Source organism: Streptomyces sp. RPA4-2, from assembly GCF_012273515.2.
GTDB classification, from domain to species: domain Bacteria; phylum Actinomycetota; class Actinomycetes; order Streptomycetales; family Streptomycetaceae; genus Streptomyces; species Streptomyces kaempferi.
Genome location: NZ_CP050975.2, coordinates 7,979,016 through 7,999,443 on the forward strand (window position 1 = coordinate 7,979,016; position 20,428 = coordinate 7,999,443).

16 protein-coding genes are annotated in these 20,428 nt (G+C 71.9%); 11 read left to right on the forward strand and 5 right to left on the reverse strand.

The genetic code is table 11. The features are described 5' to 3' along the window. Positions 1-207: 207 nt before the first annotated feature. Complete coding sequence (locus HEP85_RS34830) at positions 208-1,944, reverse strand: M1 family metallopeptidase (protein ID WP_369657974.1); 1,737 nt, start codon at positions 1,942-1,944, stop codon at positions 208-210. A gap of 18 nt (positions 1,945-1,962) precedes the next feature. On the opposite strand from HEP85_RS34830, the gene HEP85_RS34835 reads away from it, so the two are divergent. Together HEP85_RS34835 and HEP85_RS34840 are read left to right on the forward strand one after the other, a co-directional pair. Then, the gene (locus HEP85_RS34835) at positions 1,963-2,160 is read left to right on the forward strand and encodes a hypothetical protein (protein WP_329292362.1); all 198 of its coding nucleotides are present in this window, start codon (positions 1,963-1,965) and stop codon (positions 2,158-2,160) included. 258 nt (positions 2,161-2,418) lie between these two features. Next, positions 2,419-5,142: a SpoIIE family protein phosphatase gene (locus HEP85_RS34840; protein WP_329292365.1), complete on the forward strand. Its 2,724-nt coding sequence runs from the start codon at positions 2,419-2,421 to the stop codon at positions 5,140-5,142. Positions 5,143-5,227: 85 nt separating this feature from the next. Here the strand turns inward: HEP85_RS34840 and HEP85_RS34845 are convergent, their stop codons facing one another. Beyond that, the gene (locus HEP85_RS34845) at positions 5,228-6,628 is read right to left on the reverse strand and encodes a PP2C family protein-serine/threonine phosphatase (protein ID WP_369657975.1); all 1,401 of its coding nucleotides are present in this window, start codon (positions 6,626-6,628) and stop codon (positions 5,228-5,230) included. Between the two features lie 554 nt (positions 6,629-7,182). Between HEP85_RS34845 and HEP85_RS34850 the strand changes: the two genes are divergently transcribed. After that, positions 7,183-9,645 carry a SpoIIE family protein phosphatase gene (locus HEP85_RS34850; RefSeq protein WP_369657976.1) on the forward strand — a complete coding sequence of 821 codons (2,463 nt, stop codon included), beginning with the start codon at positions 7,183-7,185 and terminating at the stop codon, positions 9,643-9,645. Between the two features lie 93 nt (positions 9,646-9,738). On the opposite strand, the gene HEP85_RS34855 is transcribed toward HEP85_RS34850, so the two are convergent. The 3 genes from HEP85_RS34855 to HEP85_RS34865 all read right to left on the reverse strand — a co-directional run bounded on the left by HEP85_RS34855 (position 9,739) and on the right by HEP85_RS34865 (position 12,767). After that, a complete protein-coding gene (locus HEP85_RS34855; RefSeq protein WP_168531497.1) occupies positions 9,739-10,473 on the reverse strand; it encodes a DUF1345 domain-containing protein in 735 nt (244 codons plus the stop codon). Positions 10,474-10,491: 18 nt separating this feature from the next. After that, entirely contained in the window at positions 10,492-11,892 is a 1,401-nt protein-coding gene (gene lpdA / locus HEP85_RS34860) for a dihydrolipoyl dehydrogenase (RefSeq protein ID WP_168531498.1), read from the reverse strand. A gap of 179 nt (positions 11,893-12,071) precedes the next feature. Continuing rightward, positions 12,072-12,767, reverse strand: a complete 696-nt coding sequence (locus HEP85_RS34865; protein ID WP_369657977.1) for a hypothetical protein — start codon at positions 12,765-12,767, stop codon at positions 12,072-12,074. A 56-nt stretch (positions 12,768-12,823) separates the two neighbouring features. Between HEP85_RS34865 and HEP85_RS34870 the strand changes: the two genes are divergently transcribed. The 8 genes from HEP85_RS34870 to HEP85_RS34905 all read left to right on the forward strand — a co-directional run bounded on the left by HEP85_RS34870 (position 12,824) and on the right by HEP85_RS34905 (position 20,357). Further along, positions 12,824-13,012, forward strand: coding sequence for a hypothetical protein (locus tag HEP85_RS34870; RefSeq protein WP_168531501.1), 189 nt, complete (start codon positions 12,824-12,826; stop codon positions 13,010-13,012). A 449-nt stretch (positions 13,013-13,461) separates the two neighbouring features. Continuing rightward, positions 13,462-14,550, forward strand: coding sequence for a hydrogenase expression protein HypE (locus HEP85_RS34875; protein ID WP_168531502.1), 1,089 nt, complete (start codon positions 13,462-13,464; stop codon positions 14,548-14,550). Positions 14,551-14,635: 85 nt separating this feature from the next. Continuing rightward, complete coding sequence (locus tag HEP85_RS34880) at positions 14,636-16,420, forward strand: nickel-dependent hydrogenase large subunit (RefSeq protein WP_168531503.1); 1,785 nt, start codon at positions 14,636-14,638, stop codon at positions 16,418-16,420. Continuing rightward, the gene (locus tag HEP85_RS34885; RefSeq protein WP_329292380.1) at positions 16,417-17,022 is read left to right on the forward strand and encodes a hypothetical protein; all 606 of its coding nucleotides are present in this window, start codon (positions 16,417-16,419) and stop codon (positions 17,020-17,022) included. Before HEP85_RS34880 ends, HEP85_RS34885 begins: the two co-directional genes overlap by 4 nt. Continuing rightward, on the forward strand, positions 17,019-17,678 hold the full coding sequence (locus HEP85_RS34890; protein ID WP_168534347.1) for a DUF5947 family protein: 660 nt from the start codon (positions 17,019-17,021) through the stop codon (positions 17,676-17,678). The genes HEP85_RS34885 and HEP85_RS34890 overlap by 4 nt, the downstream gene beginning before the upstream one ends. Next, the gene (locus tag HEP85_RS34895) at positions 17,675-18,367 is read left to right on the forward strand and encodes a DUF6084 family protein (protein ID WP_168531504.1); all 693 of its coding nucleotides are present in this window, start codon (positions 17,675-17,677) and stop codon (positions 18,365-18,367) included. Before HEP85_RS34890 ends, HEP85_RS34895 begins: the two co-directional genes overlap by 4 nt. Continuing rightward, complete coding sequence (locus HEP85_RS34900) at positions 18,364-19,794, forward strand: hypothetical protein (protein WP_168531505.1); 1,431 nt, start codon at positions 18,364-18,366, stop codon at positions 19,792-19,794. Before HEP85_RS34895 ends, HEP85_RS34900 begins: the two co-directional genes overlap by 4 nt. Next, positions 19,791-20,357 carry a hydrogenase maturation protease gene (locus tag HEP85_RS34905; protein ID WP_168531506.1) on the forward strand — a complete coding sequence of 189 codons (567 nt, stop codon included), beginning with the start codon at positions 19,791-19,793 and terminating at the stop codon, positions 20,355-20,357. The genes HEP85_RS34900 and HEP85_RS34905 overlap by 4 nt, the downstream gene beginning before the upstream one ends. Positions 20,358-20,428: the final 71 nt, after the last annotated feature.

Sequence of the window (20,428 nt, forward strand, 5' to 3'; positions counted from 1 at the left end):
TGAGCGGAACGGGGGTGTGACGGTGCTGTACGACGAGGCGGGTGACGGAGTGTCATGGCGGACCGCACCGGTGGGCCGGACGGCTGACGGACCGGCCGCGTGACGAGCTGACGGACCGACGGCGATACGAGCCGGTGGACCGGCGGGGTGACGAACTGACGGACCGACGGGGTGGCGAACCGACGGACCGGCGGACGGCGCGGCGGCTCAGCCCCGGACCGGGTCCGGGTGCCAGTCGGGATGCCCCGGCATGGGCGGGGTGTGCGCCCCGTAAAGCCACGGGGTCAGGAAGGTGCTCAGATCCTGGCCGGCGACGCCTGACGCGAGCGCGACGAAATCGTGGGTGCCCGCGGCCCGGCCCTGATACGTCGTCACCCAGGTCCGCTCGATCCTGCCGAAGGTCTCCTCGCCCACCTTCTCCCGCAGGGCGTAGAGCACCAGCGCCGAACCGTCGTACCGCATCTGCTTGAACAGATGCGTGTCACCGTCGGGTTCGGCGGGGGCCCCGTCGTCATGACGCCACTGGTCGTGCCGTTCGTACGCCGTCCGCATCGCGCTCTCGAAGCTGTCGCCGCCGTGTGCGCCGGAGTACAGACGCTCGTAGAAGCGGGCGTGACCCTCGCTCAGCCACAGATCGGACCACCGCCGGATGGCGACGCTGTCGCCGGTCCACTGATGGGCCAGCTCGTGGACGAGGTTGCGCTCGGCGTCGACCCGGTCGCCCAGCAGGTCGGCCCTCGGCACCACGGACAGGGACTGCGTCTCCAGCGCCACCGGCAGGTCGGTGTCCGCGACCAGGACGCCGTAGCGGCGGAAGGGGTACGGGCCGAGGCGCCGTTCCAGCCAGGCCAGGTGCTCGGAGGTGAGTGCGCGGTACGCCTTGGTGCCGGTGACCAGGCCGTCCGGGACCACGTCCCGAACGGGCAGGCCGCGCGGACCGGCGCTCTCGACGAACGCGAACCTCCCGATCGCCATCTGCACGAGCTGGGCCGCGACCGGGTGCTCGGAGTCGTACGTCCAGCGGATCCGTCCGTCGGGCCGCCGGACGCGCTCGACGAGCCTGCCGTTGGCCACCGCGCCGACGTCCGGTGGGGTGGTGATGTGGAAGGTGACCGGCGCCCGCAGGCTCGGGTGGTCGTCCACCGGGAAGATCATCTTGGCGCCGTCGGGCTGCGGGTAGAGCACGGTGCCGTCGGGCGTGGGCACCCAGCCGTAGTCCGCGATGGCGTCGCCCCGGTGACGTTGCCGTGCCGGGTCGGCGGTGTAGTCGACCCGCACGGTGAAGGTGCCGCCGTGAGGGATGGGTCGCGAGGGTGTGACGACGAGTTCGTCGCCGTCGCGCACGGTGCGCGCCGGCGTCCCGTCGACGGTGACCCGGCGCAGTGTGTTGCCCGCGAAATCGAGGTCGAAGCGGGAGAGCGCCTGCGTGGCGGTGGCGTCGATGGTGGTGCTCGCGCCGAACGGTGTTCTCGGTGCCGCCCAGTCGAAGTCGAGGGTGTAGCGCCGGACCGTGTAGCCGCCGTTGCCGTCGAGCGGCATGAGCGGGTCGCCGATGCCCGGAGCGCCGGGAGAGGGGGAGGTCGCGGGCGAGGCGGGGGGCGCGGGGGAGGGGCCGGGGGCATGGATGCCGAGGCGTGCGGAGCCGCGGTGGTCCCCGGAGGGGAGAGCGCCGGCGAGGGCGACCGCGCCGGTGATGCCGACGGCACCGGTGAGGGTGAGAGCGACGACCGTACGGCGCGAGCGGAGATCCCTGCGGGGGCGTCCCGGCAGGTCCGCTTCCGGCGAGGGCGGCGTGAGCGGCGCGTTCACCGGAGGAACCGGCAGGCGTCGCGCCCCGCACGGTCCGGCGCGCACCCGGCGGCGTACGTGCAGGCGGTCGTACGCGGGCACGCGGCGGTGTACGAGCACGCGGTCGTACGCGGGCACGCGGCCGTGTACGAGCATGGACACGAGCGTGAGCCCATGTACGGACATGAGCCCTTGTACGAGCACGCGGCGGTCCGCGGGCAAGCGGGCGTGGTCGTCCCCTGGCAGGCGGTCGTGCTCGACGGGTGGCGGACCGGAGTGGTCGTCGGCCGGTGGACGCCGCCGCCGGTCCGCGGACGCAGGCGGCTAGGGACTCGGCCGGCGGCGGTCGCGATCTTCATGGCCGCACTATGACACCAAGAGGTGGCAAGAGGGGCATACCTCCTCATATCATCCGCCCGCATGGACTATCCGGGCGTGAGGGACGGTGCCGTACGCCGCGACCACCCGCCCCGGGGGCCGGCCGCGGAGCGAGTGGCGCCCCATGGCCACCGGGCCCGGCGACGACCGGGCCGGCCGGGAGGTGGACCGGAGGAGTGAAGTGTCGCGTGGGGCGGAGCCGCCCCCGGGTGGCCCATGGCCGCCCGGGATCACCAGTGCTAGAAAGGTCACATGGCGAATCGTTTCGCCGGATTTGGACGGTTTTCACTCAGGCCACTGGTCAGCAAGAGCCCGCGGAGCGTAGCCGGGCAGGTGCTGGTTCTCCAGGTGGCACTGGTCGTGCTGCTCGTCGCCTTCGGCGTGCTCGGGCTCGCCCTGCAGTCGAAGCGCGACACCGACGCCGAGGCCAAGCGCCGTTCCCTCGCGGTCGCGGAGACCTTCGCGCACTCTCCCGGTGTCGTGGCCGCGCTGGAGAGCCCCCAGCCGAGCAAGATCCTCCAGCCGCTCACCGAAGCCGGGCGGAAGGCGGCCGGTGTCGACTTCATCGTGGTCCTGAACACCAAGGGGATCCGCTACACCCACCCCCTGCCGCGCCTGATCGGGAAGCGGTTCGTGGGCAACATCGCGCCCTCCCTGGCGGGGAAGATCTACACGGAGAGCGTCAACGGCCCGCTCGGCCGAGAGGTGCAGGCCACCGTTCCGGTCAAGAACGACGCGAACAAGGTGGTGGGCCTCGTCTCCGCCGGGATGAAGGTCAAGAACGTGAGCAACCAGGTGGCCCGGCAACTGCCGATCATCCTGGGCGCCGGGGCGGGCGCGCTGGTGGTGGCCACCGGCGGCACGGCACTGGTGGCCCGGCGGCTGCGGCGGCAGACCCACAGCCTGGCCCCGGCAGAGATGACCCGTATGTACGACCACCACGACACGGTGCTGCACTCCGTGCGTGAAGGGGTGCTCATCATCGGCGGCGACGGCCGGCTGCTGCTGGCGAACGACGAGGCCAAACGGCTGCTCGCGCTGCCGTCGGACGCCGAGGGACAGTTCGTGTCGGAGCTGTCGAGCCTCGACGAGGAGACGGTGGCGCTGCTCGTCTCCGGACGCGAGGCCACCGACGAGGTGCACTTCGCCGGGGAGCGGCTGCTCGCGGTCAACCAGCGTCCCACGGATCGAGGCGGAGGTCCGAAGGGCACGGTGGTGACACTGCGCGACTCCACCGAACTTCAGGCGGTGACCGGCAGGGCGGAGACCGCGCGCGAGCGGCTGAAGCTGCTGTACGACGCGGGAGTCCGCATCGGCACCACCCTGGACGTGCTGCGCACGGCCGACGAGCTGGCGAGGGTCGCGGTGCCCCGCTTCGCCGATTTCGTCACCGTGGACCTGGCCGACGCGGTGCTGCGCGGCGAGGAGCCCGCCCTCACGGCCACCGGCATGCGGCGCACGGCCGTGTGCGGGATCCGGAAGGACCACCCGCTCTACGAGAAGGGCCGGCTGATCGACTTCGTGCCCTCCACGCCCCAGGCGCGCGGCTACGGAACCGGCCACTCCGAGCTGGTGACCGATCTGTCCACCGCCACGGGCTGGCACGCGCAGGACCCGCCGCGCACCAGGCGGATCATGGACTACGGCATCCACTCCCTCATCGCCGCCCCGATCCAGGCCCGCGGCGTGGTGCTGGGCATGGCCAACTTCTGGCGTTGCGAGCAGCACGAGCCCTTCGACGAGGAGGAACTGTCGCTCGCGGAGGAGCTGGTGGCCAGGGCCGCGGTCAGCATCGACAACGCCCGCCGCTACACCCGCGAACACGCGCTGGCGGTCACCCTCCAGCGCAGCCTGCTGCCGCGGGCCCTGCCCGAGCTGAGCGCGCTGGAGGTCGGCTACCGCTATCTCCCCGCCCAGTCGGGCGTCAGTGGGGACTGGTTCGACGTGATTCCGCTGCCGGGGAGCCGAGTGGCGCTGGCCGTCGGCGACGTCGTCGGCCACGGCCTGCACGCGGCCGCCACGATGGGCCGGCTGCGGACCGCGGTGCACAACTTCTCCACCCTAGATCTGCCGCCCGACGAACTGCTGAGCCACGTGGACGACCTGGTCGGCCTCATCGACCAGGACGAGGCGGGTACGGAGAGCGCCGTGGGGGTCGTGGGCGCCACCTGCCTCTACGCGATCTACGACCCCGTGACACGTCGCTGCGTCATGGCGAGCGCGGGGCACCTGGCACCCGCGCTCGTCCACCCCGACGGGACCGTCACCTTCCCGGACCTGCCGGCCGGCCCCCCTCTCGGCCTCGGCGGCATGCCGTTCCTGACCACCGAGCTCGAGCTCGCGGAGGGAACCCAGCTCGTCCTGTACACCGACGGTCTCATCGAGGACCGCAGACGCGACCTGGACGTGGGGATGGACCTGCTCGGCGCCGCCCTCGCGGGTCATCCCGACCGGACACCCGAGGAGAGCTGCGGGGCCGTGCTGGAGGAGCTGCTGCCCGGACGCCCCAAGGACGACGTTGCCCTGCTCATCGCCCGCACCCGGGGCCTGCCGCGCGACCGGATCGCCGACTGGGACGTACCGCTCGACCCGGCCGCCGTCGCGGGAATGCGCGACGCCCTGTCCCAGAAGCTCGCCGAGTGGGACCTGTCCGAGCTCGGCTTCGGCATGGAGCTGGTCCTGAGCGAGCTCATCACCAACGCCATCCGCTACGGCTCCGAGCCGATCCACGTACGGCTGATCCGCGACCGCACGCTGATCTGCGAGGTGGCCGACGGGAGCAGCACCTCGCCGCATCTGCGGTACGCGGCCACGATGGACGAGGGCGGCCGCGGTCTGTTCCTGGTGTCCCAGGTGACCGAACGCTGGGGCACCCGGTACACCCCGCAGGGGAAGGTGATCTGGGCCGAACAGGCGCTGCCGGCGAGCGTCGCGGAGCCCGTCCAGGAGCCCGCGGAGCAGGAAGACCCGATCTAGGGCGTGTTGCGAAAGTCCCGTCGTCCGCCCGGAGGGCGTGCGAGGTGTCGCGAGGCAGGCGGGACTTTCGCAACACGCCCTGGGGCTACTGCCCGGAGGGCTCCGCCGGACCGTTCCCGGTCGGACCGCTCCCGGCTGGACCTCTCAGGGGTGGATCGCTCGCGGACGGATCGCTCCGGGGCGGACGGGTGTGGGGCGACTCGGCGCGGCCTGTACTGGTCCGGGGCGGACCGGCCGGGTGCGGCTCCGTCCGGGCCGGACCGTCTCCGAGCCCCCCGCTCCGACACGCCTCGGCCCGGTCGCGGCTCCCGCCGTCCTGGCCCGGGGCTGCCTCCGGGATGCGGTACGCGGCCAGGGCGGCGGTGTCGTCGTCGAGGTTCCCGCCGCTGTGCGCCAGCAGGTCCTGGTGGAGGCTGTCGAGGAGTTCGCGGGGCGGGAAGCGGCACCAGGACCGGACACGTTCGGCGAGCGGGTAGAAGTCGCCGGCGCGGTTCCGTGCCTCGGTGACTCCGTCGGTGTAGAGCAGCAGCTGGTTGCCGGGGTGGAAGGGCACCACGTCCACGTGGTACTCGTCCCCGACGAGAACACCGAGGTTGAGAGGGAGGGAGGGGTCGTCCGAGTCCAGCTCGGTGACGCTGTCCCGGGCGATGAGCAGCGGCGGCGGGTGGCCGCAGTTCACGATGCGGACGACGGGTTCGTCGTCGGGAATCTCGGCGAACACCGCGGTGACGAAGCGTTCCGCGCCTTCACTGCCCGGCAGCAGCGCGGCTCTGCGGTTCATGCTCTTCTCGACCCGGCGCGCCACCCCGGCCAGATCGGGCTCGTCGTGGGCGGCCTCGCGGAAGGCGCCGAGCATCGCCGCCGCCGTCTCCACCGCGACCAGGCCCTTGCCGCGGACGTCGCCGATGAGCAGGCGCACCCCGTACGTGGTGGGCACCGCCTCGTACAGATCGCCCCCGATGCGTGCCTCCGCGGCGGCGGACAGATACAGGGTCTCCACGCAGATCTGGCCGAGGCGGCGGGGCACCGGGCGCAGCAGCACGCGCTGCGCGGTCTCGGCCACGGAGCGCACGGTGGCCAGGGTCCGTTCCCGGTGGATGCGGTGGGCGGCCAGAATCGTGCCGAGGACACCGACGAGGGCGGTGGAGATGTACGAGGCCACGTAGTGGCGCTCCCACAGATAGCCCACCGAGCGGCCCGCGCAGCACGGGGTTCCGGCCAGGACGCCTTCGAACACCACGGCGAACACGGTGACGGCGGCGACGACGGCGGGGCCGTGGGCGTAGGCGGCGACGAGGGGGAGCGCGATGAGCAGGAAGCTGACCGGCCACTGCACCGGGGTGACGGGTTCGAGCAGCAGGAGGAAGGCGACGTAGAGGACCGGCAGCCAGCGCAGCCACAGGGGCGTCGCCGGTCCCTGCAGACCTGTGGCACTCGACCGCTCCGTACGGCGTCGTTCGGAGCCGCGGCTCCCGGGCCACCTCACTGCCCGCTCCGGCGGGGGCCGGCCGTCGGCGGGAGCGGCCGGGGAGAACCGGCCGGGCGCACGGAGGCGGAGTCGGGGCCCGGACGGAGGTCCTGGCGGATCCACTCAAGCGGCCTGTGCACGAGAACTCCCGGCGGGCTTGGTCAAGACAACCGCCCTGATGCGGCTCGACAGCTCGACCCGATCATGGCTCCGGCACGGGCATGTCAGGATCTTTGGGGCAATCCTACGACGTGGAGATCCTCGGGAGGGGGCTGAACCGCATCAGACGGGAGGAATCGCCGCCGGGCCGCGGGCCCACCGGCCCACGGGAAGCGGGCTCTTCCTCCCCTCCCGGGCCCTGTCCCTCCCTCCCTCCCGGGCCCTGGCAGGGCGCCCAATCCGGACAGCCCTCGGGGATCCGGACCGCTGCCCGGGGCCCGTGCCCCTCTCCGGGGATCCGGGCCGCCGCCTCGAGTTCCGGGCCGCTCCCCCCGGAACCCGCGTCGCTCCGTCGGGACCGTACGCAGCGGGCGGCCAGGCGGGAACACGCGGAGGTGGCGAGGATGGGAGCCATGGCTTCTGGTCGAGACGACGCGGACGCGCCGGTGTCCGCGGGAGCGCGCGAGGTCCTCGACGCGTCCAACGACGCGGTGGCGCTGGTCTCCGGCGCCGGCGTCGTGGTCGGCTGGACCCGGGGCGCGGAGGCGCTTCTCGGCTACTGCGGCCCGGAGGTCGTCGGCCGCTCCGCCGCCCCGCTGCTGGCGATGCCCGGGGACCCGGCCCGCGTGGCCGGCGTCGCGGAACGGTGCCGTGCGGGCGTGGGCTGGAACGGACTGATCCCTCTGCGGCACCGCGACGGCTCCCGCGTCGAGGTCGACCTGCGGGTGTCCGCGTCCTTTCCGGTCGGCGCGGACGAGTGCTTCCTGATCTCGGCACGGGAACAGCGGCCGCGGTGGACGGTGGGCCAGTCCGTTCTCGACGGCCTGCTGACCCGCTCGCCGGTCGGCATGGCCGTGATGGATCCGGAACTGCGCTACCTCTGGCTGAACGACACCCTGGAAAGCCTCGGCGGCGTCCCCCGTGACCAGCGGCTGGGCCGTCGTCTGAGCGAGGTGCTGCCGGGGATACAGGCGGACACCATCGAGGCCCTGATGCGCAGGGTGCTGACGACCGGGGCCCCGATCACCGACCACGAGTACGCGGGATGGAGTTGGTCCGACCCCCATCGCCAACACGCCTACTCCGCTTCCTTCTTCCCCCTGGTGGACGCCGGCAACTCCGTCACCGGCGTCTGCTACATGGTCCTGGACGTCACCGAGCGCTGGAACGCCCGCCGGCTCCTCTCGCTGATCAACGAGGCCGGTACCGGCATCGGCAGGACCCTGGACGTGATGGCGACGGCCCAGGAGCTCGCCGACTTCGCCGTTCCCCGCTTCGCGGACTTCGTCGTCGTCGATCTCCTGGAGCCCGTCCTCAGCGCCGAGGGACAGGGGACATGGCTGTGCGACGCCGGACCCGCCCGCGCCAAGCCGGTGATGCGCCGGGCCGGCATGAGTTCGGTGCGTGAGGGCTGCCCGGAGGCCGTAGCCCGGATCGGGGACAAGGTGGAGTTCGTCCCCCCGCCGCACAGCCTGAGCCTGCTCGTCAGCGGCGAACCGGTCTTCGTCCCGGTCCTCGACCCGAACGGCCACCAGTGGGGCGGCGAAGAGCCCGCCAGGGCCGCACGCCTCCGCGAGTTCGGCATGCACTCCCTCATCTCCGTGCCGATGCGGGCGCGGAACACCACCCTGGGCCTCACCACGTTCGTACGGTCGCTGAACCCCGTCCCGTTCCACCAGGACGACGTGCTGCTCGCCCGGGAGCTGGTGGCGCGGGCGGCGCTGTGCGTGGACAACGCCCGCCGCTACACCCGCGAACACACGGCGGCGGTCACCCTGCAGCGCAGTCTGCTGCCCCACGCCCTGACGGGCGGCACGGCGCTGGAGGTGGCCTCGTACTATCTGCCGGCCGACGCCACCGACGGGGTCGGCGGCGACTGGTTCGACGTGATCCCGCTGTCCGGCGCGCGGGTGGGCCTGGTCGTCGGCGACGTGGTCGGTCACGGCATCTCCGCGGCCGCGTCCATGGGGCGCCTGCGCACCGCGGTCCAGACGCTCGCCGACATGGATCTGCCGCCCGACGAACTGCTGGCCCACCTCGACGACCTCGTGCTCCGGTTGAGCGAGGAGGAGACGGGCGAGGAGACGGAGGACCGGACCGTCACGACCTTTCTCGGAGCCACCTGCCTGTACGCCGTCTACGATCCGGTGACGAGGCGCTGCGCCATGGCGCGGGCCGGCCACCCGCCCCCGGTCGTCGTCTCCCCCGACGGTCACGTCCGCTACCCGGAACTTCCCGCCGGGCCTCCGCTGGGGCTCGGCGGGATGGCGTTCGAGGCCATGGAGATCGAGATCGCCGAGAACAGCCTGCTGGGTCTCTTCACGGACGGCCTCATCGAGGGAGCCGACCAGGACATCGACCGGGGCATGGCCCGTCTCGGACAGGTGCTGTCCCGGCCCGGCACCGACCTCGGCACCCTCTGCGAGACCGCGGTGCGACAGCTGGTGCCGGTGCCCCAGCCCGACGACATCGCCCTGCTCCTCGCGCGCACCCACACCCTCGACCCCGGCCACGTCGTCTCGTGGGAGGTGCCCCTGGACCCGGCCGCCGTCGGTGAACTCCGCGATCTGGCGACCCGCCAGGTGACAGCCTGGGGCCTCACCGACCTGGCCATGACGACCGAACTCATCGTCAGCGAGCTGGTCACCAACGCGATCCGCTACGCCGCACCGCCCATCCGGCTGCGGCTGCTCCGCGACGCACGCCTGACCTGTGAGGTCGCCGACGCCAGCAGCACCGCGCCGCGGCTGCGGCACGCCCGCAGTACCGACGAAGGCGGTCGCGGGCTCTTCCTCGTGGCCCGACTCGCCCACCGTTGGGGCGCCCGGTACACATCCGAGGGAAAAATCATCTGGGCCGAACAGGAGATCCGGTGACGGTGACGGTGAGGGGGGAGGGGGAGGGAGGGGGAGAGCCGGTGCCGGTGCCGGTGCCGGTGCCGGTGCGGGTGCGGGTGCCCAACACCTGCGTCAGCGAAGGATGTTGACCGCCCGCGCGACCACCAGGACCACGGTCACCAACGAGATGGAGGACTGCAGCATCATCAGCATCTTGGCCCAGCGCGAGAGCGGCATCACGTCGGTCGGGCTGAAGGCCGTGGAGTTGGTGAACGACAGGTACAGGTAGTCCAGGAACGCCGGTTCCCAGTCGGGCGGCGCGGTCTCCGGGTTCTGCATCTGCACGAAGAGGAAGTCGGCGAACTGGTGATGGCCCCGAGCCCGCGCCATCGGTCCGCCGCGGTCCCACTCCCAGTACCACAGGGCGAACACGATGACGTTCGTCAGCCAGATCCCACCGCCGGTCAGCAGCAGCGGCCCGGCGTCCTCGCCCTCGGTGCCGGTCACCAGGCCCGCCACCAGCCTGACCGCCGCCCAGCCGTTGGCCAGACTGATCACGGAGATCAGAGCCAGGCCCAGCCAGCGCAGCCACCGGCTCCGGGGCTCCACCCGCCGGGGGTTCGCCACGATCAGACCGGCCAGTAGCACCAACTCCAGGGCGGGCAGCACCCAGTAGGGCTGGAGGGTGAGATCGTGCGGCACCGTCAGCTGGAGGGTGACCGCCACCAGGATCACGGCGGTCACCGCCCAGCGGGGCTCACCACGCGTCACGCGGCGCCAGGCCGGCGCCACCTCGCGCTCCCGGCTCTCCAGGAGCCGCTCGATCCTGGCCAGGCGGCTCTCGGCGTCGTTCGTCCCGTCGGTCATGGCGAGCATTGTCCCGGGTCACATGTTGATCATGTGACCCGCCAGTCCGTGGATCGCCTCCTTGACCGCCTCGCCGAGCGTCGGATGGCCGTGCACGTTGCGGGCGACCTCATGGACGGTCAGGTCCCACTGCTGGGCGAGCGTCAACTCCGGCAGCAGCTCGGTGACCTCGGGCCCGATCAGATGGGCACCGAGGAGTTCACCGTGCCGGGCGTCGCTGAGGATCTTCACGAAGCCCGCGGTGTCGCCCAGGCCGTGCGACTTGCCGTTGGCGGTGAACGGGAACTTCGCCACCCGCACGTCGAAGCCCCTCTCACGGGCCTGCGCCTCGGTCCAGCCGAAGCTGGCGATCTGCGGCTGACAGTAGGTCGCCCGCGGGATCATGACGTAGTCGAGTTCCATGGTCTCCGCGTCGGCGATGGTCTCGGCCGCCACGATGCCCATCGCCTCCGCCGCGTGAGCGAGCATCAGCTTCGACGTCACGTCACCGATCGCGTAGATGTGCGGGACGCTCGTGCGGCACCGCCCGTCGATGTCGATCGCCCCGCGGTCGGTGAGCCGGACACCGGTGTTCTCCAGGCCGTAGCCCTGTACGCGCGGCTGGAAGCCGATCGCCTGCAGCACCTTGTCGGCATGGAGCGTCTGCCGCTGGCCGCCCGTGGTCACCATCACCTTGACCGAGTCGCCCGAGTCGTTGATCGCCTCGACACGGGTGGAGGTCAGCACGTTGATGCCGAGCCGCTTGTAACGGCGGGTCAGCTCCGCGGAGACCTCCTCGTCCTCCAGCGGGACGATACGGTCCAGGAACTCGACGAGGGTGACCTCGACGCCGTAGTTGTGCAGGACATAGGCGAACTCGACGCCGATGGCGCCCGCGCCCGCGATGATGATGCTCCGAGGGAGCGTGTCGGAGAGGATCTGCTCCTCGTACGTCACCACGCGCTCGCTGAGCGAGGTGTTCGGCAGCAGCTTCGTGGTGGCGCCGGCGGCGACGATGCAGTGGTCGAAGGTGAGGGTTTCCGTGCCGCCGTCGGTGAGGGCGACCCGCAGGGTGTGGTCGTCGCTGAAGGTGCCGCGACCGGTGTACTGGGTGATCTTGTTCTTCTTCATCAGGTAGTGGACGCCCTTGACGCGCCCGTCCGCGACCTTGCGGCTGCGGGTGAAGGCCTCGCCGTAGTCGAAGGTCACCTCCCCGTTCACCTGGATGCCGAAGGTCTTGGCCTCCTGGGTGAAGATGTGGGCCAGCTCCGCGTTGCGCAACAGCGCCTTCGACGGGATGCACCCCACGTTGAGGCACACTCCGCCCCAGTACTTCTCCTCGACGATCGCCGTGCTGAGCCCGAGCTGGGCGGCCCTGATCGCCGCGACATATCCACCCGGGCCGGCGCCCAGGACCACTACGTCAAAGTGTGCGCTCATGGCGGTCAGCCTAGTACTCCGGTCCCGAACGGCGATCTTGTCGGTCGGGTGGCGTCGGAAAGCGTGCCGGGTCCGGGGACTCCCGCCCGGTACGGGTGTGGGTGTCGGCGCACCGCTCCGGCACCGGGCGGACCCGGCGGACCCGGCGGGCCGGGCGGGACCGGGCGGGACCGGGCGGGTCAGGATTCCGCCGGCGGGGTCTCCCGGGCGTCACCGAAGTCCCAGAGGCAGACGACGGTGCGGTCACCCCCGGGAGACCGCACCGGCACGTTCACCTCGGAGAGGAACGAGGTGAGATGAGGCTGGCGCCCCGCCCAGCGGCCGGCGAACCAGTCCCCCACCTCGGGGCGCACGAGCAGGTCCGCCAGGGACGAACTGCACAGCGCCGGCAGGTCACCCGGACGGGTGGTCAGACGGGCACAGCGCACCTGCTGGGCGGCGGCGGGCAGCCGCAGCCCACGCTCGGCGGCCGTCTCGCCGGGTGTGAACACACCGGTCCAGACTCCGTCGCGCAACACCATCAGCGCGCCGTCACCGATCCCGAAAGCCACGTGCTCCCGCTGCAGGCTGTCGCCCAGACGCGAAAGCAACCCGGTCAGCGCCACCCCGATCGCGGCGTCGTCCGGCTCGCCGCCCGGCCCCTCCCCGCGCGTCACCAGCCTCATGGAGTGCGCCACCCCCTGGAGCGCCGTCCGCAGCAGCCCGGTCAGGTCGTCGTCCGAGCCGGCCGGCCGGTAGAGCTGATGACCGAGAGTGTCCCCGTAACGGGCCACCTGTGCGGCGAGGTTGCGGCAGGCGCGGCCGGTCGCGGACTGCGACCAGCGCCCGTGCGGCACCCCCGCCGCCACCGTGCTGAGCAGCGTCGGCGTCCGCATCTCCTCGACGAACCGCAGCGGTCGCCCTGGTCGCCTGCGGCCGCGAGCCCGCGGGTGTGACCGTCCCGGTCCTGTGGACCCTGCACCACGCGATCGTCGGGCGCGGCCTCTCCCTGCATGCCGCTCTGACCCCCGGACGTGTCCGCGCGCCGGCGGACAAGGCCGCCGAGTACGAACGCCTGGAACCCCTGTTCGCCCCCGCCGAACGACTGGTGACCCTGCTGTCCCACGTACCCAGCTTCTGAACGCGCCCCTGGCCCGCGATCTGGATCGACCCCGCCGCGGGGGCCGCCCCGGCCCGCCGCCGGGTGGCGGCTCGGCCCCCGCTTTCGGGTGACCCCACAGCCTGTCGTCGCCGTCGCGCCGCGCGGCGTGTCCGACCATCGCAGTCGACCGGGGCAGGGACACCGGACAGGTCCGGGCACCGGGACGGACCTGACGACCGTGCCCCGGACACCTCGAACACCTCGGACACCCCGGACACCCCGGAACGCTCCGGATGTCCTCTGCCGCGCGCCGCGTCCGGACCCGTCCGGACAGGCGCCCGTCACTGGAACGGACGGCCATCGCATCCCATCGCGGCCGAAGGGATGGTACGAAGAGAGCTGATGGTCGAATTGAAGGCTTTCATCCCCTGAAGGGCTTTCGTTCCCCCAGGGGATCTCATCCCTCACCTCCCCGAGGAGGCGGTCCCATGACAGCGACGACGCCGAGCACGGCCGGCGCCACGGACGCCGGTGGTGCGCCTGCCGACGAGACCCCCACGATCCACATCCTCTGGATCAACGCGGGGCTGAGCTGCGACGGAGACTCGGTCGCGCTGACGGCCGCGATGCAGCCGAGCATCGAGCAGATCGCCCTCGGCGGCCTGCCCGGCCTGCCGAAGGTCGCCGTCCACTGGCCCCTCATCGACTTCGAATGCGGTCCGGTCGGTGGCGCTGACACGTTCATCGAGTGGTTCTTCAAGGGGGAGCGGGGTGAGATCGACCCGTTCGTACTGGTCGTCGAGGGATCCATCCCCAACGAGTCGATCAAGCCCGAGGGCTACTGGTCCGGTTTCGGGGACGACCCGGCGACCGGCCAGCCGATCACGACCAGCGAGTGGATCGACCGGCTCGCGCCCAAGGCGCTGGCCGTCGTCGCCATCGGCACCTGCGCCACCTACGGCGGCATCCACGCCATGGCGGGCAACCCGACCGGCGCGATGGGCCTGCCCGACTACCTCGGCTGGGACTGGACGTCGCACGCCGGCATCCCCATCGTCTGCGTCCCCGGCTGCCCGATCCAGCCGGACAACTTCGCCGAGACGCTCACCTACCTGCTGTACCAGGCGGCCGGCTCAGCCCCGATGATCCCCCTCGACGACAAGCTGCGCCCCGCGTGGCTGTTCGGTGCCACCGTGCACGAGGGCTGCGACCGGGCGGGCTACTACGAGCAGGGCGAGTTCGCGACCACCTACGACTCGCCCAAGTGCCTGGTGAAGCTGGGTTGCTGGGGCCCGGTCGTCAAGTGCAACGTGCCCAAGCGCGGCTGGATGAACGGCATCGGCGGCTGCCCGAACGTCGGCGGCATCTGTATCGCCTGCACCATGCCCGGGTTCCCGGACAAGTTCATGCCCTTCATGGACGAACCCCCCGGCGCGAAGTTGTCCACCAAGGCCAGCGGCGCCTACGGCGCGGTGGTCCGCAGACTGCGGACCCTCACGACCCAGACCGTCGACAAGGAGCCGAAGTGGCGCCACACCGGGGACAAGATCACCACCGGATACCGGCCGCCGTGGTGATCCCCCGCCCCAGCTGAGGCGCAGCCCCACCACCCCGGCCACCCCCTCCCGGACCACCCGCGCGAAGAAGGGCACGACACAGACGATGGCACCGAAGACGAAACCGGCCGGCGACGGTAGCGGCCTGATGGAGATGGCCTGGGACCCGATCACTCGGATCGTGGGCAGCCTGGGCATCCACACGAAGATCGACTTCAAGCAGAAGCGGGTCGCGGAGTGCTACAGCACCTCGTCCGTCTTCCGCGGGTACAGCGTCTTCATGCGGGGCAAGGACCCCCGCGACGCCCACTTCATCACCAGCCGCATCTGTGGGATCTGCGGCGACAACCACGCCACCTGTTCGGTGTACGCGCAGAACATGGCGTACGGCGTGAAGCCGCCGCACCTCGGTGAGTGGATCATCAACCTCGGCGAGTCCGCCGAGTACATGTTCGACCACAACATCTTCCAGGAGAACCTGGTCGGGGTCGACTACTGCGAGAAGATGGTCAAGGAGACCAACCCCGGTGTCCTCGAACTCGCCGAGCGCACCGAGGCACCGCACGCCGGGGAGCACGGCTACCGCACCATCGCCGACATCATGCGTTCCCTGAACCCCCTCGAGGGCGAGTTCTACCGCGAGGCCCTCCAGGTGAGCCGGTACACCCGCGAGATGTTCTGCCTCATGGAGGGGCGCCATGTGCACCCCTCCACGCTCTACCCGGGCGGCGTCGGCACCATCGCCTCCGTGCAGCTGTTCACGGACTACCTCAGCCGGCTGATGCGCTACGTGGAGTTCATGAAGCGCGTCGTCCCCCTGCACGACGACCTCTTCGACTTCTTCTACGAGGCCCTGCCCGGGTACGAGGAAGTGGGACGCCGGCGGGTGCTGCTCGGCTGCTGGGGCGCGCTCAACGACCCCGAGTACTGCGACTTCACCTACGCCAACATGACGGACTGGGGCCGGCGGATGTTCGTCACGCCCGGCATCGTCGTCGACGGCAAACTCGTCACCAACGACCTCACCGAGATCAACCTCGGCATCCGCATCCTGCTGGGCAGTTCCTACTACGAGGACTGGCAGGGCCAGGAGCAGTTCGTCACCCACGACCCGCTCGGCAACCCGGTCGACCCGCGCCACCCGTGGAACCAGCACACCATCCCGGCCCCGCAGAAGCGCAACTTCGACGACAAGTACAGCTGGGTCATGTCGCCCCGCTGGTTCGACGGCAAGGACCACCTCGCCCTGGACACCGGCGGCGGCCCCATCGCCCGACTGTGGTCCACCGCCCTGTCCGGCCTCGTCGACACCGGCTACGTCAAGGCCACCGGGCACAGCGTCGTCATCAACCTGCCCCGCACGATGACGAAGCCCGAGACCACCTTCGAGTGGAAGATCCCGCGCTGGAGCAACGCGCTGGAGCGCAACCGCGCCCGCACCTACTTCCAGGCCTACACCGCCGCCGTGGCGCTGCACTTCGCGGAGAAGGCCCTGGAGGAGGTCCGCGCCGGACGCACCCAGACCTGGGAGAAGTTCGAGGTACCGGACGAGAGCATCGGGGTCGGTTTCACCGAGGCGGTCCGCGGCGTCCTCTCCCACCACATGGTGATCCGGGACGGCAAGATCGCCAACTACCACCCGTACCCGCCCACCCCGTGGAACGCCAGCACCCGGGACACCTTCGGAACCCCCGGCCCGTACGAGGACGCCGTGCAGAACACCCCGATCTTCGAGGAGAACTCCCCGGAGAACTTCAAGGGCATCGACATCATGCGCGCCGTCCGCAGCTTCGACCCCTGTCTGCCCTGCGGTGTCCACATGTACGTGGGCGGCGGCAAGACCGTACAGAAGATGCACATGCCCACCGGCCTGAGCGGACTGGGCGGATGAGCGCGGCGCGGGCGGCCGAGGCGCCGCACCCGGTGAACGCCACGCAGACCGGACTGCGGATCGAGGACGTGCTCGACCGGCTCGCCGCCACCGGTGACCCGGCCGTCCGCGCGGCGGCCGAGGAACTGGTGCAGGCCCTGATGGACTTCTACGGCGCCGGACTGGAGCGGGCGCTCCAACTGCTCTCCGCGCCCGGGAACCGGCACGCCGCCGGCGACCCGGTGGCGCCGCTGCTCGGCGACGAACTGGTCGCGAGCCTCCTCGTCCTGCACGACCTGCACCCCGAGGACCGGACGACCCGCATCGCCCGCGCCCTCGACAGCGTGCGGGAACACGAGCTGGACGTCGTGGACTTCGACGAGACGACCGGAACCCTCAGGCTCCGGTCCGCCGAGGCGGCGGGCACGGGCTGCGGGTGCGCCGCGAACGGAACGACGGCGCGCCAGGCCGCCGAGGACGCGCTCGCCTGCTTCGCCCCCGAGGTCACGGCCGTAGAGGTACAGTCCGCCGGCACACCGGGGGAGCCCCCGCTGCTGCAGATCGGCCTCGGCCCGGACAGCCGGGCCACCGCCGGCCGTCCGGCTCCGGCGAAGACCGCGTGAGCACGCCCACCGGCGCCCGCCCGGTCACCCCTGGACCGGGCCTGCGCAGGTTCCTGACCGGGCGTGAGCCGCGCCCGGAGCGGTGCGGACTGTGCGCGGTGGCAGTGGACGAGGCACACCACCGCCACCTGGTCGACACGGAGAAGCGGGCCCTCGTCTGTGCCTGCATCCCCTGCGCCCTGCTCATGCAGCAGCCGGGCGCCGCCGCCGCGGGCCGCTTCCGCGCGGTACCGGACCGCTACCTCACCGACCCGGACCACCGTCTCGACGACGGCGCCTGGGAAGCGCTCCAGATCCCGGTCGGCGTCGCCTTCTTCTTCCGCAACGCGGCGCTCGACCGGCTGGTGGCCCTCTACCCGAGCCCGGCCGGGGCCACCGAGAGCGAACTCGACCCCGCCGTCTGGAAGACGGTCCTGGGCGGCAGCCGCCTCGCCGAACTGCTCGAACCCGACGTGGAGGCACTCCTGCTGCGCCGCGTCGACGGCCGCGTCGAGTGCGCCCTCGTACCCATCGACATCTGCTACGAACTGGTCGGCCGGATGCGCCTGTTGTGGCAGGGCTTCGACGGTGGCGCGGAGGCCCGCGCCGCCCTGGACGCGTTCTTCGAGCGGGTCGGGGAACGCACCCGGAACGTCGGGGAGGAGAGCCGGCCGTGACGGAGTTCTCCTTCACCTGCACCGGCGTGCGCGCCGACCGGTTCGCCGCCGGACCGACCCTCGTCTTCCGCCTCCGCGTCACCGCCTCCGGCGACGAGCCGGTGCACGCCGTCGCGCTGCGCTGCCAGATCCGCATCGAACCCGCCCGGCGCGGCTACGAGCCCGCCGAGGCGGCCGCGCTCGCCGACCTCTTCGGCGAGCGTTCCCGCTGGGGCAGCACCCTCCAGCCGGTGCAGTTCGCACAGGTGTCCGTCATGGTCCCCGCCTTCACCGGCGAGACCGAGACGGACCTCGTCGTGCCCTGCACCTACGACATGGACATCGCCGCGACCCGCTACTTCGACGCCCTCACCGACGGCGAGGTGCCGCTCCTGATGCTCTTCTCCGGCACCGCGTTCACCGGAGCGGGCGGCTTCCGCGTCGAGCCCGTCCCGTGGGACCGCGAGGCCGTCTTCCGGATGCCCGTCGCCACCTGGCGGGAGATGGTCGAACAGCACTTCCCCGGCTGCGGCTGGATCCGGCTGCCGCACGACACCATGGACGCCCTGCTCGCCTTCCGCTCCCGCAGGGCGCTGCCGTCCTGGGACGCGACCGTACGGGCCCTGCTCGACGAAGGCGCCGGCGCGGCTTCCGGCACACCCCGGCCGGCGTCCACTCTCACCCGCATCACCGGAAGGACCGCTCCGTGAGCGTGACCGCGTTCGCCCCGGAGACCGAGGCACGTCTCGCCCTCGCCCGGCAGGTCGCCGACGCCGTCCTCTTCGAGGGCTATGTGCTCTACCCGTACCGGGCCTCCGCCGCCAAGAACCGGCTGCGCTGGCAGTTCGGCGTCCTCGTACCGCCCGGCTGGGGCGCCGCGACCGAGGAGCACGACTTCCAGCACACCGAATGCCTGATGGAACCCAGGGCGGACGCCACCCTCGCGGTCGAGCTGCGCTTCCTGCGCGCCCGGCGCCGGACCGTCCAGCGGGCGCGCCCCGACGGCGGCTTCGACACGGTCCCCGAACTCCGGCTGGCGGACCGGATCCTGGTCCCCTGGGACGAGGGGACCGAGGAACACGTCGAGGCGGTCGTACGGGTCGACGAACTCCTCGGCGACGGCGTCACGATCCCCTTCGGCCTCCCCGCCGCGGAGGACACCGAACCCGTCCTCGACGAGAACGGCCGGCCGGTGGGACGTATGGTCCGCCGCTACGAGGAGACCACGGGCGCCCTGAGACTGTCGGCCCGTGAACTCGACGGCCCCTACCGGGTGATGCGGCTGACCGCCGTGGTCGAGAACACCAGCGCCTGGACACCCGCGGACGGCGCGGCCGCCGACCGGGACGCGGCGCTGCCGCGCTCCCTGGTCGCCGCCCACCTGCTCATGGGACTGAGCGCCGGCTCGTTCCTCTCGATGACGGATCCCCCCGAGTGGGCGAAGGGCGCGGTCGCGGCCTGCCGCAACCTGCACACCTGGCCCGTACTCGCGGGTGAACCCGGCCGCGCCGACGTGGTGCTCTCCTCACCGATCATCCTGGAGGACCACCCGGCCATCGCCCCGGAGAGCCCCGGAGCCCTGTACGACGCCACCGAGATCGACGAGATCCTCGCGCTGCGCACCGCCGCCCTCACCGACGAGGAGAAGCGCGAGGCGCGGGGGACCGACGAGCGGGCCGCCGCCGTGATCGACCTCGCGGACTCGATGCCGCCCGAGGTCCTGGAGCGCCTGCACGGGGCCGTGCGCAGTCTGCGCGAGGTGACCGGATCGGCCCCCGCCCCCGCCGCGGACGGATTCCCCGACGAGTTCGGGGTACCGCGACCGGACACCCCCTGGTGGGACCCGGCGAGCGACGCCGGATTCGACCCCGGGCACGACCGGGTCCTCGTCGACGGGCACTCACTGGGCGCGGGCAGCCGGGTGCTGCTGCGGCCGGGCCTGCGGCGCACCGACGCCCAGGACCTGTTCCTGGCCGGCCGCACCGCCAGGGTCGAGGCCGTCCTGCACGACGTGGACGGCGGAGTGCATCTCGCGGTGACGGTCGAGGACGACCCCGGCGCCGACATCCGCCGCGAACAGGGCCGCTTCCTGTACTTCCAGCCGGACGAGGTCACCCCGCTGGAAGGCGACGCGTGAGCGCCGCCAAGGACCGGTCCCGTCCGCCGGGCGGCAAGGTCCTCGTCGCCGGCATCGGGAACATCTTCCTCGGCGACGACGCCTTCGGCGTCGAGACCGTGCGCGCCCTGACCGGCAGGCGGCTGCCCGCCCACGTCGAGGCCGTGGACATCGGCGTACGGGGAGTCCATCTCGCCTACCAGGTCCTGGAGGGCTACGACACCCTGATCCTGGTCGACGCCACCGCGCGCGGCGAGGCACCCGGCACCCTCTACGTCATCGAGCACGACGGCGCGGAAGCGGAAGGGGAGGCACCGCCCGGCGCGGTCCTCGACGGGCACCGGATGACCCCCGACACCGTGCTCGCGCTGCTCGGCACCCTCTGTGCCGGGACCGGCGGACAGCCGCCCCGGCGCACGCTGGTGCTCGGCTGCGAACCGGCCTCGGTGGAGGAGGGCATCGGCCTCAGCCCACCGGTCGCCGCCGCCGTACCGGAGGCCGTCCGGATGATCGAAGAGTTGCTGCGGGCCGACGACCCGGGAGAGTCCGCGCCGCGGGCCACGGTCGGCGAAGCCGCGAAGTGAAGTGAGGAGAGAGCAATGATCAAGACCCTCGTCGGCGGCGTCGTCGCCGCCGTTGTCGCCGCCGTCCTCGT

Coding starts and splice junctions, on each gene's coding strand:
- lpdA (WP_168531498.1), bottom strand. CDS start 11,892: ATGAGCGCACACTTTGACGTAGTGGTCCTGGGCGCCGGCCCGGGTGGA.
- HEP85_RS34840 (WP_329292365.1), top strand. CDS start 2,419: ATGGCGAATCGTTTCGCCGGATTTGGACGGTTTTCACTCAGGCCACTG.
- HEP85_RS34865 (WP_369657977.1), bottom strand. CDS start 12,767: ATGCGGACGCCGACGCTGCTCAGCACGGTGGCGGCGGGGGTGCCGCAC.
- HEP85_RS34880 (WP_168531503.1), top strand. CDS start 14,636: ATGGCACCGAAGACGAAACCGGCCGGCGACGGTAGCGGCCTGATGGAG.
- HEP85_RS34835 (WP_329292362.1), top strand. CDS start 1,963: ATGTACGGACATGAGCCCTTGTACGAGCACGCGGCGGTCCGCGGGCAA.
- HEP85_RS34855 (WP_168531497.1), bottom strand. CDS start 10,473: ATGACCGACGGGACGAACGACGCCGAGAGCCGCCTGGCCAGGATCGAG.
- HEP85_RS34875 (WP_168531502.1), top strand. CDS start 13,462: ATGACAGCGACGACGCCGAGCACGGCCGGCGCCACGGACGCCGGTGGT.
- HEP85_RS34830 (WP_369657974.1), bottom strand. CDS start 1,944: ATGCTCGTACACGGCCGCGTGCCCGCGTACGACCGCGTGCTCGTACAC.
- HEP85_RS34885 (WP_329292380.1), top strand. CDS start 16,417: ATGAGCGCGGCGCGGGCGGCCGAGGCGCCGCACCCGGTGAACGCCACG.
- HEP85_RS34850 (WP_369657976.1), top strand. CDS start 7,183: ATGGCTTCTGGTCGAGACGACGCGGACGCGCCGGTGTCCGCGGGAGCG.